The 13,519-nt window shown below is 36.8% G+C and carries 10 protein-coding genes; 5 read left to right on the forward strand and 5 right to left on the reverse strand.

From position 1 onward, the window contains the following. The 4 genes from eno to ACMAYL_RS01085 all read left to right on the forward strand — a co-directional run bounded on the left by eno (position 1) and on the right by ACMAYL_RS01085 (position 4,039). A complete protein-coding gene (eno, locus tag ACMAYL_RS01070; protein ID WP_412470595.1) occupies positions 1 to 1,281 on the forward strand; it encodes a phosphopyruvate hydratase in 1,281 nt (426 codons plus the stop codon). Positions 1,282 to 1,320: 39 nt separating this feature from the next. After that, positions 1,321 to 1,947 carry a hypothetical protein gene (locus ACMAYL_RS01075; RefSeq protein WP_412470596.1) on the forward strand — a complete coding sequence of 209 codons (627 nt, stop codon included), beginning with the start codon at positions 1,321 to 1,323 and terminating at the stop codon, positions 1,945 to 1,947. Between the two features lie 56 nt (positions 1,948 to 2,003). Then, the gene (locus ACMAYL_RS01080) at positions 2,004 to 3,185 is read left to right on the forward strand and encodes a hypothetical protein (RefSeq protein WP_412462562.1); all 1,182 of its coding nucleotides are present in this window, start codon (positions 2,004 to 2,006) and stop codon (positions 3,183 to 3,185) included. A gap of 83 nt (positions 3,186 to 3,268) precedes the next feature. After that, positions 3,269 to 4,039 (forward strand): hypothetical protein, encoded by a 771-nt coding sequence (locus ACMAYL_RS01085; protein ID WP_103217151.1) that lies wholly within the window; start codon positions 3,269 to 3,271, stop codon positions 4,037 to 4,039. Between the two features lie 37 nt (positions 4,040 to 4,076). On the opposite strand, the gene ACMAYL_RS01090 is transcribed toward ACMAYL_RS01085, so the two are convergent. The 4 genes from ACMAYL_RS01090 to lexA all read right to left on the reverse strand — a co-directional run bounded on the left by ACMAYL_RS01090 (position 4,077) and on the right by lexA (position 8,540). Beyond that, positions 4,077 to 4,811, reverse strand: coding sequence for a trypsin-like serine peptidase (locus tag ACMAYL_RS01090; RefSeq protein ID WP_103217152.1), 735 nt, complete (start codon positions 4,809 to 4,811; stop codon positions 4,077 to 4,079). A 139-nt stretch (positions 4,812 to 4,950) separates the two neighbouring features. After that, on the reverse strand, positions 4,951 to 5,697 hold the full coding sequence (locus tag ACMAYL_RS01095) for a trypsin-like serine peptidase (protein WP_412470597.1): 747 nt from the start codon (positions 5,695 to 5,697) through the stop codon (positions 4,951 to 4,953). Between the two features lie 91 nt (positions 5,698 to 5,788). After that, entirely contained in the window at positions 5,789 to 7,891 is a 2,103-nt protein-coding gene (locus ACMAYL_RS01100; protein ID WP_412470598.1) for an AMP-binding protein, read from the reverse strand. Next, positions 7,884 to 8,540, reverse strand: a complete 657-nt coding sequence (lexA, locus tag ACMAYL_RS01105; RefSeq protein WP_103217155.1) for a transcriptional repressor LexA — start codon at positions 8,538 to 8,540, stop codon at positions 7,884 to 7,886. Before lexA ends, ACMAYL_RS01100 begins: the two co-directional genes overlap by 8 nt. A 176-nt stretch (positions 8,541 to 8,716) precedes the next feature. Between lexA and ACMAYL_RS01110 the strand changes: the two genes are divergently transcribed. Further along, complete coding sequence (locus ACMAYL_RS01110) at positions 8,717 to 9,460, forward strand: hypothetical protein (protein ID WP_103217156.1); 744 nt, start codon at positions 8,717 to 8,719, stop codon at positions 9,458 to 9,460. 38 nt (positions 9,461 to 9,498) lie between these two features. Here ACMAYL_RS01110 and ACMAYL_RS01115 read toward each other — a convergent pair whose 3' ends face one another. Beyond that, complete coding sequence (locus ACMAYL_RS01115; protein WP_412470599.1) at positions 9,499 to 13,518, reverse strand: hypothetical protein; 4,020 nt, start codon at positions 13,516 to 13,518, stop codon at positions 9,499 to 9,501. Position 13,519 lies beyond the last annotated feature (1 nt).

The raw sequence follows: 13,519 nt of genomic DNA on the forward strand, positions 1-13,519 counted from the left end.
ATGTCTAAAATTAAATCTATTACTCCACGTCAAATCTTAGACTCACGAGGAAACCCAACTGTTGAAGTTGATTTAGTAACTGAAAATGGTTTTATGGCCCGTGCAGCAGTTCCTTCTGGGGCATCAACTGGCTCTAAGGAAGCGCTTGAGTTAAGAGACGGTGACAAGTCTTACTACCTTGGAAAATCTGTTAGAAAGGCAATTTCAAATATCAATGAATATATCGCGCCAAAAATTATCGGAATGGATGTTTTTGACTTAAGAGCTGTTGATCAAGCAATGCTTGATGTTGATGGAACAGAAAATAAAGAAAAGTTAGGAGCTAATGCTATTCTTGCTGTTTCAATGTGTGTTGCTCGTGCAGGTGCTCTTGAAAAAGGAAAGTCTCTTTATGCTTATTTAAGAGAAGATCTAGGTGTTCCTGTGGCAAGTGATAAGTATCGCTTACCAACTCCTATGATGAATATTATCAATGGTGGGGAGCACGCTTCAAATAATCTTGATATTCAAGAATTTATGATTATTCCTCATATGGAAAAGTCATTTAGTGAAAACCTAAGAGCTGGTGTTGAAACTTTTCACGCTCTAAAAGGTGTTTTAACAGAAAAAGGATATTCAACAAATGTTGGTGATGAAGGTGGGTTTGCACCATCTCTTAAGTCACACGAAGAGGCCCTTGATCTAATTCTCAGCGCTATTGAGAAGGCCGGTTATAAACCAGGTCAAGATATCTCGATCAGCCTTGATGCAGCTGCTTCAGAGTTCTATAAAGATGGAAGCTACAAAATGCAAGGTAAGAGCTATTCAAGTGAGGATATGGTTGAATATTACTCAAATTTAGTTTCAAAATATCCGATATATTCAATTGAAGACGGGCTTGATGAAGCTGACTATTCTGGTTGGGTAAAACTAACTGAAAAGTTAGGGGATAAATGCTTACTAGTTGGAGATGACTTATTTGTAACAAATAAGAAGATCCTAGCTGAAGGTATTGAGAAAAAGCAGGCAAACTCAATCTTAGTTAAGATTAATCAAATTGGTTCTCTAAGTGAAACATTTGATACGTTAAAGCTAGCTTTTGAAAATAACTTTAGAGCAATTATCTCTCACCGCTCAGGAGAAACAAGTGATGCCTTCATTGCTGATCTTGCTGTAGCAACTTCGAGTGGACTTATTAAAACAGGTTCTGCTTCAAGAAGTGATCGTCTTGCAAAATACAATCAACTACTAAGAATTGAAGAGGCCCTTGGTAGTGAAGCAAAGTACGACGGATTAATCTAAGTCAAAATATAAAGGCCTCGTTTTAAGAGGCCTTTTTTTATGTCTAAAAATATACCTAAGTCAGATAACGAAGCACTACATTTTCTCCATGATCTTCTCAATCACACACATGGCCTGAAGCTCTATTTAGAGTCTCGTCATGGTCAGATGGAGCAAGCAAGTCTTAATCTTATTTATAATGAAGTGCAGGCCTTAGAAAATCAAATATCATCCCAATTTAAGCGTTTAAAGGATACAGATTCATATAGTGTCGAAAGTCTTATTGATACTTGTAAGAGACAATTTGAAATTTATCAATTAAAGGTCGACTTAAAAGTTTCAATTTTTCAAAGTGATCTGGCCCCTATTGAATTTTCTTGTGATGGACAAATTTTTGAACGCCTAATAAAAAATATCTCAAAAAACTTATATCTTTGGTCGAGTCCCAAAAGTATGATTGAGTGTCGCATCAGTGAAGTTGATGAGAAGATTCAACTAACTTTCTCAAATGAAATTAATGAGCACACAGACTTAGAACAACAATCAAATGGCATTGGCCTACTCTCAATGAAGCGTCTTGCTAGTGAAAATGGCATTACATTTCAAAGTTACTTAGAGAAAGAGAAATGGATAACGATAATCCTGATTAATAAAATCGGACATATTAAACAAAATATCGCCTGCTAGGTAAAAGAATTCTATCTATATTAAAAAGTAATAAAGAAGGTTATTCTATATAACATATGGAATTTATAAAGATCTTTATTTCGTTAACGATTTTGTTTGCCTCTGGCCTACAGGCCTTAGCAAACCCTCGAATCTATCAATCAGACGCTACTGCACTAAATAAAGGTGCATCCAAAGTTAAGATTGAAGGCAGCTTTTCTTCGACTCTTTCTCAAGTTGACAGTGAGGGTAATGAAGTGGTTTACAATGATGATGTAAGCTACAATTTACTTGATGCAAATATTGATTATCAATATGCCATCATGCCTAAGTTTCAACTTCTTGCTGGCCTTAAAGGACGATATGTAAGTAGTGGTGATACTCTTGAGACGCAAACGACAGCTGGGCTTGAGTCTTTTTATGTCGGAGCATTCTATGCTTTTGATAAAATGCATGGAAAAGATTTTGCTGTAAACGCACTTTATCGCTTCAGGCCTTATACTGTTGATACGTATTCTGGTTCAGCGCCAAGTGATGAATTAATTTTAGGTGACGGTGGAAATGATCTTGAGCTCAATTTCCTAGCTAAATTTGAATCAACAAAGTGGACATCATACGACTTCAAGGTTGGTTACCGTATTCCTGGGGCCCCTATTTCTTCAGAGATCATTTTTGATGCAAGACTTGTAAAGCATTATGTTGATTGGGCCTTTTGGCTTTCTGCAAATGGTGTCTACTCATTGGGTGGTGATGAATACACTGATAATCCGAACGCAAAGCCTGTTGTTGCTAGTGGTTACACTTCAAGGTGGAATTCGATTAATCGCCAATTCCTAAACTTAGACGTTAGTGCTCAAACTCTATTTGGAAAGAAGTATCTTGCTTATGCAACAGTTGGTGCAAAGGTTGTTGGAACTTCAACTGATAAAGACTTTTATACAACTCTAGGTCTTACTTGGACTACTGGTGGTGTAACTGCTCAGCAGAAATTTGAAGAGAGTTTTAAAGAGTACTCTGTCGAGGCCAATGTTATTAAGGTTTCTCCTAGGGGAGTTTTCATTAAGATTGATCATGGCTCTCTTGACGATATTCAAGTTGGAAATATTGTTGATATTTATAAAACAGACTACTTCGGCGGAAATATATTAGTTGCTCAAGGCAAGGTTTATGAAGTTTCAAGTGCTTCATCAATTATAAAAGTTGTGGCACGTTACCGTAAGGTGCCAATAGAAAAAGGCTTTGCTGCCAGGATTAAGTAGCTGAAATGAGGAAATATTTAGTAATTGATATAATTGTAAGTTAAGCTAAAATATTGAATATAAACATAAAAAGGATATTATCGATGATGAAGCAAATTCTAATTGCTTTCTACCTACTGGCCACATCAGCTGTAATTGCAAAACCTTATACTTCTAACTTTCTTGAGTTCGAACTACCAAATGGTTGGGAGTGTTCTATTGAGGGAAGTGAGTATGTTTGTCAGTCGACAAATGATAGAAGAAAGAAAGAGGCCATCATTATTTTCGCGGCCAAGCACCGTGGTAAACAAGATGACTTAATTCAATACAAGGCCTATTTAGAGCAGGCCAAAACATTTAAGCTACCTGGTGGAAAAACACAAATTTCAGAACCTTCATACACGAGAATGAAGAAGATTCAAGGTCAAGGTCATACTTGGGTTGATTCACTTCACTTATCAAGTGAGGTTCCTGGCTTTTATACTCGTTATCTTGCGACTGTAAAAGGAGAGTTAGGTGTAGCTGTAACGTTCTCAGTTGCAAAGGAACACTACCAAACTTATAAGCCAATTTTTGATAAGATCATTGAGACGATGCAGGTATTTTCTCGCATTAAGAATGATGCTGATGGGCTTAAGCTCGCTGGTAATAAAGGTGAAGCAGTTCCGGGTGCTTCAGGTGACTTCTTAGATAACGAAGCAGGTCTTAATGATATTGGCGTTGGTGGCCAAAGACAAAAAGGTAAAGGTGCCGGTGGTGATGATATGACTCTTTATCTGATCCTTGCGCTTGTTGTTGGTGCTGGAATCTTTATCGCTAAGAACCGCAAGAAGAAAGGTACTAAGAAAAAGAAAGGTAAGAAGAAAAAGAAATAAATTTATAAAATAAAGCCTCTCTTATGAGAGGCTTTTTTTATTCTGAATCAAGACAAGCTTGAATCGCTTTATTGAATGATATATTTGTCGAAACGCTTGTTCCAAGATTTGTTGTGTTACTATAGTGATTGATTGAGCAGCCACCATGTGAGTGAACACCAACAATTTTTCCCGATTTTAGATTAATAATACTTGAGCCAGAATTACCACCAGTCGTATCAACCTTATGGCGAATTAGGCCAGTTCTTCCAATACTCTCTATATAACCGATGCCGTTTTGTTGAGCAAAAGATCTTTCTGCTTCAGTATCGACTCCGTAGCCAGTAATACTTATAAGTGATTTACTTGCTGCAACAGAGTAATCTAATTCATAAAAGCCTTGAACATCTCCAGCATACTTTTGTGTCGTCTCATTTGGTAGTATTTTCATAACGGCCCAGTCATTTCCTGGTCCAGCATCACTAAGAGTAATTGAGCTTTGATCTACTTTATATGTGTCTTCTTTAGATGAGTAGTTTATGCCATTTTTGTCAGATTCAGGCGTATTGAATTCGATGATATTAAAGTACTTCTTGCAGTGGCCTACTGATAGGGCGCAACTTTTTGAAATCATCGTGACTGTACAGGCATCAGTTGCAGTTTCATTACGAAGAGCTCTACCTACCTTGGGTTCATTTGAAGGAATTCGATCATCATTGCCACATATTGACTTTTCTAAGGCAAATATTGAAGGCGTGATAAGTAATATAAAAATAGGTAATAATCTATTCATGGAAATCCTTGTTGTTGCGTGATGCGTTAATTTAAAGGATTTCTGAATTGTTATCAATGCTTAGTGTAGAGTTTATAGAGATAAAAAGGCCTCTGACTTAGCAGAGGCCTAATATTGTAGTCAATAGAATTAGTTTTCTTTATTCACTTGCTAGGCAGTTTTCAACGGCCGCTTTAAACTCTGCATGTAGTTGAAGAACAGTTCCAGCATTCGCATTTGATTCATCACTTCCGTAGCATCCACCGTGAGAGTGTACTCCAACGATTTCACCTGTTTCAAGGTTAAGTACGCTTGAGCCAGAGTTTCCACCCATTGTATCAACTCTGTGGTTTAAAATTGCAGCACGATGCTGTCCATAATAGTCACCACCGATTTCAGTTAATGGGCCAATATTATTTTGTTGAGCAAACTTTCTTTCAAATTCGTTATCGTTTCCATAACCTGTGATTGAAAGAATTGTCCCAACTGCAGGAATATCTTTAGCGATAGGGTAGAAGCCTTGTGCTTGACCAGGTAGTAGACCTGTCGTTCTATGAGGCTTGATTTTGAAAACGGCCCAGTCATCTCCTTGGCCATTGCTCTTATATTTAATAGTCGCTTTATCAGCTTCGTAAATATCTTTAGGGTCTGGGTGTGCAATTCCTCTTCTTGTTGAAGCAGGAGTGTTGAATTCAATAACATTGAATGTTGCAGCACAGTGACCTACTGAGATAGCACATGAGTTTGATACAAGTGTTACTGTACAACCTGCTTTATCTCTTGCTCTTTCAAGTGAGCGACCAACTTTTGGATCATTTGAAGGTACTCGATCATCCATTCCGCAAATTGTCTTATCCGTGGCAAAAATTGAAAATGGTAAAATCGCTAGTAGAAATATTTTTTTCACTCTTCTCTCCTTAGTTCGTGAAGAAATATATTAGGTCGTCAAAAAGTAAACGACAAATATGTATTTGAGATAGTAAGAAGTTGTTAGAAAGTTAAGATTTGAATATTTTTTTAAGAAGATTTGAATAAGTCTCTTTATTCATAAAGTGTATATTATGAGAAGCATCATCTATTATATAGCTATGAAATTTCACGTGATCAGATTGTGTGTAGGCGTTAGAGTATGCCTTGTACTTTGTATCTAGAGCGCCGCAGAGGTAATGATATGTGATGCCTTGTGGTAATTCGTTAAGATCTCTTAAGTCCCTTTGCATAGCAACAGAAAGTTGTGGTGATACCTTAGACCAGGCTTGAGCGTACTTTACATATTCTTTCTCTTTGCGAGTAAGCATTTCATCTATGCCAAGACAATCGTTCATTCCTTTAAAGACGCCTTGATCATACCAATTTCGGAAGAATGTTTTTTCATTCTTTCCATCAAAAAGGCCAGAGTCATGTGCGAGACGTTTTTGTCTTTCTTCTTCATTTCCTAGAAATCCTGGAGCGCCGCTTTCATTTATAAAATTCTTAATATTAGTAAGATCTGCTAATTCATTGTCTCGAAGAATCTCGTTAAAGATTCGCCCGGACATCGAATATGTAATGAAATGTACATTCTTATCTCTATCAATTTTCTTAAGAGAAGAAATTAATTGTTGCTTAAATGTTTTAAGAGAATTTAATTTGTAATTCTTTCCGTGTCCCGGTAGGTCGAGATAGATAAGTAGGTAGTCCTTTGCCAGGCCATTTGTGGCCTCTTCTAGCTCTAGTGCATTTCCCATAAAACCGTGAGAAATGAAAATAAGATCACCATTAGGGTTTCCTTGAACGCTGATTGCAATTTCTTCATCAAATTTTAAAAAGAGTTTATTAGTGAGCTCTTTTATTTTTTCTCGATTTATTTTCACCGCCACTTGCACGTCTTTGAGGTCCATGGCCTTAAATAGTAGGTGTGGTCTCTCAAAAGAGATAAGCTCTCGCTCAATAGTCTCTTGCGCATCTTTTAATGAAATGTCATCGCAATAAGTAATGGCAATAAGATTTTCATACCTTTCGTTTTTTAAGGGTGACACATAAATATTCTTGAAGAATTTAGAAAGTTTCTCTTCAATGATTTCAGGATTTATATTCTCTGCAGCTTTTTGGAAAACGAAATCACTTCGCCCTTTGATTGTGTAATTACCGTCTTGATCAACTTCGATCAGGTCATTAGTATAATACTTCTGATTGAAGTCTTGGCCGTGTAGGTAGCCAAGAGCGATGCTCTTTCCCTCTAGAACACATTTAGCATCGATAATGCTAATTTTGCCATCCATGGGTTTGCCACATGTGCTTAGAAGTTTTATGTCTCTTGTAAAGGGGGTTGCCAGAAACTGCGCACAAGACTCACTTGCCCCAAATGAGTTTGATAAATAAATCCCTTCTTGTGTTGCTTTATTTATCAATGCTGTTGCCACTTTTGATCCACCAAGAACGACACCCTTCATTTGACTCATTCTCGAAATCATTTGAGGATCATCGATTAATCTTGCTAGTTGAAGTTGAACCAGAGAGCAGATTGTAATTTGTGTATTGAGTATTAAATCATTTTCTAATTGTGCGGCGTTAACAATAGTAAGTGAGCTGGCCGCAATAAGGCTGCGCCAAGCAATCATGATTCCACCGATGTGAAAAAGTGGAAGTGATAAGGCCCAGTTGTCATTAGGGGTTATATGATAATGTTCTACGGTTGCTTGTGCACTATTTAAAAGTGACTCAAGACTTAGTCTTACACCTTTAGGACGGCCCGTGGAGCCAGAGGTGTAAATGACACTTGCGCATGATTTTTCGTTTAGAATTCCCTCAAGCTTTGCATTTATTAAACTATCGAGCTCATAGTCTTTGGGCGAAGCTTCTAATCTTCTTGCATCAACTAGGATTGGAGTTATTCCATGCTCGATTAAGCGAAAGTATTCAATGAGAAAGCAAATATTATTGTCTGGATGCCAGGATAAAACTTTGTAGCTTAAGTTTTTACCATCGGCCTTTGATGCTTCGTCTAGTTCTTGTATTTGAGATTTTAATTCTTCATAGCTAAGAACACACTTACCATCTTGATAGATAAATGGCCCCGAGGCATTAGCAATGAGTTTTGATATAAAACCAATTTTATTCATAACTTCGCATTAGACCAACAACAACACCTGCGATTCGAAAGTCATTTTCTGCTGTGATGACAAAAGGTGAGAGGCGATCATTTGCAGGATGCAACTCAACTGAGTTTTTCTTTTTAAAGAAGTTTTTAACTGTGGCCTCATTATCAACAAGAGCGATGACTGTTTGGCCTTGGTTAGCATTTTCTTGCGCACGACAAACGAGAATATCTCCCTCGTGAATACCGTCGTTAATCATAGAGTCACCTTGTACATTTAGTGCAAAGTATCTTCCTGGCCTTGAGACCATATGACTTGGTACGAGAGTGTGCTCACTTGGGTTTTCGATGGCCTCAATTGGATTTCCTGCTGCAACATCACCAAGAAGGGGAATCTCGCTAAATTGTGGACTCATATTTGTTAAGGACGCTAGTTGTTGATCAACATTAGATGTTGTTTGCTCCACATCCAGTAACTTAATTCCACGACGAGCATTCCAGTCAACTTCGATTTTTCCGGCCTCTTGCAAATAGTGCATATATTTATTTACGGAACCGAATGACTTAAGGCCAAAATGCTCTTTAATTTCTTTTTGCGTAGGAGCATAGCCCTCGGCCAGGTAGTAATTCTTTATATAGAGATAAACTTGGTTTTGTTTCTTTGTTAATGCCATAACAATATGTTATGCGTAAGATATGCGTAAGTCAACATAAGTTTTGTTCACATACTTTGTGAATATTTTTCACGGTTTTTGTGAAAAAAACTTACAATCAAAAATCATCTCTTTCTTGAATTGACGTAGGGCCTTGAAATAGCTACTTATAGGTCATCAAATTAAAGGGAGGGTCCATGAAATCGTTTACAAGTTTAAGTCGTTTGGCAGTTATCGCTACATTACTATTTAGTACGAATGCATTCTCTCTAGATGCTAGAGCGCTGAATAAAGCGAAGTTTGAAAAGCTCGATGCAAGAGATCAAGAACAGTATCTTGAGATTGTTGATCGTGAAGTAACTGAAGTTTATCCTCGTTATGGACTTGTTTATAACAAGTTAACAAATGAGAAGAGTGGCGCAGGACTTGGTGAAGTCTTTATGACAGTTGATAAGATTTTGGCCCTTGGGCAAAAGATTTGGAAGATTGTCGATGCAGGAAAACCTGTTAGTAGCACAAAGTTTACAAAACCAATCAGTATCATCCCAAATATGGAAGATGTTAATGGAACATTCTCTTCAATGTCTCACTGGAGAGCTCCAATTGTTCGCTCATTCAAAGTTGCTTACCGCAATGGATTTGGCTCTGAGGTTATCTCATTCGTTTATACAGTTGTATTTCAATACGGTGGAAAGTTTGAAGGCAAGGGATCTTATATTACTGGCCTTTTTGTAAGTGCAAGTAACGTAAGTGTTTCTTGGGGATTTAACTTCTCAGCTTCAAGTGAGATTATGTCAATTGCAAATCAGGGAAGCATGGATTCACCAGTTGCTTCAGCAGTAGTTAATATTAACTACAAGGCATCATCAGTTTTGAAATCGATTGATGAAACAGATATCTTCTACGTAAATGGAGATGGCCTACTACAAAGAATGAATTAAGAATTAAAATAGAAAAGGCTTCCATCGGAAGCCTTTTTTTATAGTTTGTTTGCCTCTTTTAAAGCATCTGTTAGCATTGATTTGAAACGATCCAGCCTTTCTTCTTGCTGGTTCTTATACTTCTTAGAAGATGCCCTTTCCGCGCTTAAATCACGCCCTTCAATCGCTGGTGCAATAATTTCTTTAATTATATATTCTCGAGCACGAGCACCAGTTCTTGTTTTAGTAATTTTATACCATTTGAAATCTTTCTTATCGATAATATTTAGGAGGTCTCCTGCGTTTATCGTAAACTCTCTAAAGAAACCTCTTAGGCCACGTGAGCGATTTCTCATGCGATTAAGCTCAGTTTGAACAAGAGCATACGAAAGTTGATCGCCAAATGATCCATCTTTTGTATCACTTGTAAGTGCTTGAGCAAGTAACTTTCTAAGATTAGTATCCTCTGCAATATTATCAATTGCACCTTCTTCAACTTTTTTAAGAATATATTCTTTAAGCTTGCGCCCTTGTGGTGTTCTCATAATATCTGTTAGCAGACGATTGTTTGTAATATCTTCAATCTTTTCGATAACAAGATTATCTGGCCCATTATAAGAAGCTAGCTCTTTTTTAAAGACTTCATTTAAATTCATTCCCAGTTGTGAAGTGATGAGGTTTTCAAGCAGTTCACTTTCCATGAGGGCCTGGGTATTTTGTGCTGTTGAAGACGAAGGATTATCAAGGCCATGCCTTTGCATTGCAATTGTTGTGTTGTGAATTGCCTGATCGCAGATAGCAGTATTATTTTCGCATGAATACTTAAGTGTAGATCCTACTAGCTCAAGAGTTGAAATAAGTTGTGCATTCGGCATTCCCTCAGAAGATGACGAATCTTGTTTGTGACCAGTTTCTTGAGCTTTTGCAGGAATGGTGAGGAGGATATCCATGACCTTTCCTAGTTGCTCTGGGTTTTGTCTTCCATAGACTTGAATGAAACGATTCTTAACTTCATCTTTTGCTTGTGCTTCAAGTTTAGTAACACAAGAGTTCATATTTTGAGTGGCCTCTTCTAGATCAGGGTTTCTAGGCCCATCAATACAACGTTCAAATTCGCGGTATGCTTGTGATTTCGTGAAGTCCTGTAATGTTGCATTTGGATTTGCAAACTTATTAAGATCAGAAAGGAGAGTCTTTGCAATTGATTTGGCGATATTTCCAATTTCACTGCTAAGGCAATCTTTTGCGTTATCCTGTGCTTTTATATCATCACTTACCGAGTCAAGACACTTCATTAAATTTCTTGAAGATGTTTGAGTTAGAGATGCTACTTTGTTTGGTTCGTTGCTAAAAAGTGGTGCAATCGTTTCTTTTATAATCTTTGGAGCAAGTGAACGGTAAGCATCCTTAACAGTCACTGACATACAAATACTCGCTGCCGTTGTTGCGTTTATTTCACTGTTTCTTTCTTTATCTGCAAGTGTCTTATCAAGACAATTGTTAAGTTGGGTACTGATTTTCTCTTTTGCTGCTTCAAATTCAGCTTTTGTAAATTTCGACTTAAAATCCTCTAGAGTCTTTTCAATTGCTCCAGGAGCAACTCTTTTAATAAGTAGAGGAGTTAGGGTGTCGACGTTGCTATCAAGATTATCAGGAGTACTATTAGTTATGTGATTCTCGATAAATCTATTGAGGGAATTAACCTCGTTTGTTGGTAAGTTAAACTCTTTTACCTGAGCATGTGCCATTTCTTTTGCAATTAAACCAATGACACTTCTTTGGGTTTTAAATGTACAGGCCGAAATAATATTGTTCATTTCATCTTGATATGAGCCTAATGATGTGTGTTTTGAAAGATCGCTTTCTAGGCAACCTTTCATTGTATTCTTTACTCTTGATAGCTCTTGCTCTGATATTGCCGCTTCAACTACTGTGTCAGTAATACCTTTGTCACTTGTTGCTTTATAAATACTATCTTTTAGAATTGATCCTGAAAGGGAAGTGATGGCCCCTGTTAAGCACTGGTTAATAAGATTTTCATCAATGTTTTTTGTCAGGTCTCGATATATTTCTCTTTTTGCTCGTTCAATACAAATTTCATAATCTCCAATAATTCTTTGAGAAAGACGAACTCTTTGGGCCTCGTCGATATTAAGAGCATCAAATTGTTTATCAAACTCAAGTGCTAAAATTGACTTTGCAGCTTGTGCTGTTGCCATGGCCGTAATAAATGCTGAACATTCATTTCCGTCAGTTGTATTCTTTGCATTCATACAGGCCGGTAGATGCTTCGTTTTAATTTCTTCAATTAAAAGATTTTTTTCATTTTGAGATAGGCTTTCAGATATCTTTGGATTAGTTAAGATTGCAATTTCTACTACATCGTAAGTTGCACTCATCTTAAGACTATCAATACATTCACCAATTGTTTTTGTGAATTGTTCGGTACTCATTTTAGCAAGCACAAGATATTCTTGTGGTGTTTGACCCTTTTCATTAACAATAGGTGCATAACGACAGTTATTTGACTTCCTTAGTATATCTCCAACAATAGCGTTGTTTTGTGATTTTCCTGTGTAGCCTTTAATTGCATCATTAACACGTCCAGCACGAGTACGATGATAACTTTCTAGGATTCCTGTATAGACACAACCTTTAACGACTGATGTTGTGTCGATGATCTTTTCAAACTTATTAAAGTTTTCACTCACACACTTCATATATGCGTTTGTTGACTTTGATTTAAGTGTCGGTATGCCATCTTCTGGTGTGAAATTAAGGCCAATTTGTTTTTCTAATTCTTTCTCACCTATAGCTAGTGCAATATTATTTGTGAATATATTTGAACATTCGATGACTTGATCTTTTCTGACGGCCTTATTAAGACACTTATCTAAGTCTTTAAGGTAAGGTGTAACAAAGGCCATCTTTTCTTGTTCACTAGAAAAAGTCTTCATGTCATCAAGTAGTAAATTGACAACTTCTTTTGAGTAAGCGCTTGCTAGCTCCCTTATTTTATCGAAATTACCAATATCCTTCTTGTTAACATCATCAAATATTTCTTTAATTCTTGCCTCTGTTAAGTTTTCAGAAATTGCACCAATATTCTTAAATGTTGTATACAGAAATTCTTCTTTATCAAATGGGTTAATGCTTCCAAAGAAGTTAAAGACACCAATAGCACCTCTTTCAATGACTCCCATTGTTTTGTCTCCAAAGTCAGGGGATTCCATATTTGAGTAGCTAAGCCTTGCTGTAAGTGACTTACGATGACACTCTTTTTCAAGATCACGAAATTCATTTGTAAGCTCTTGCCTTTCTTTTGCAATAGAAGTTTTTTCGTATCCATTTAGCTTAGAGATGATTTCGTTTAATTGTTCATTTAATTCAATGGCAGGAGTAATAAGGTTTGCAATACACTCTGCTGCATTATTACAAACGATAACTGCCGATTCTTCACTATAAGTTGTGTCCTCAAGAGTTGCTAAAAAATCAGACTCAAGCTCATACTGTTCTTTCAGTTTATTCATAGGGATAAACTGTCCATCACTAGAGATTATCCCAGCAAGGATCTCTTCTTGATTCGTTTGATTTTGGCAAATAATAGGTGAAGCGCTATATGACTTCGAAAGTTTAAGCTTTTTAATATCACTTATAAGATGTGTTGATCTTACATCAACTTCTTTTGATGCTGCTTTAATTTTACAATTAGAAAGTTTTTCGTCGCTATGATGCTTTGTTGGAAAGTAGGCGATGGGTGTGTCTAGCTTTAGGGTTTTATGAGCAGCATCTCTTTGATTGTATCTGACAGCGGGAATTCGATAGCTAATGCTATCGTTATGACAAGATACATAATAGCGAGTTAATTGTAGGGCCCTTGGATTAGATGTACGTGTACAACTTTGTTCATATACTATCGTATTTCGATCGAGGATAGTTGCACTACATATCGGAGTTGCACTTTGTGCATCTGATTTAATATTGCCACGTTTTAAAACACAGGCCGACAGATCGTCTGAAGCATAGACTTGAAAGGTCGTAGATATAAATATGAATAAAATAATAATAAAACGATACATT

The sequence above is a fragment of the Halobacteriovorax sp. RT-2-4 genome (assembly GCF_047085445.1).
In the GTDB taxonomy this organism is placed as follows: Bacteria; Bdellovibrionota; Bacteriovoracia; order Bacteriovoracales; family Bacteriovoracaceae; genus Halobacteriovorax_A.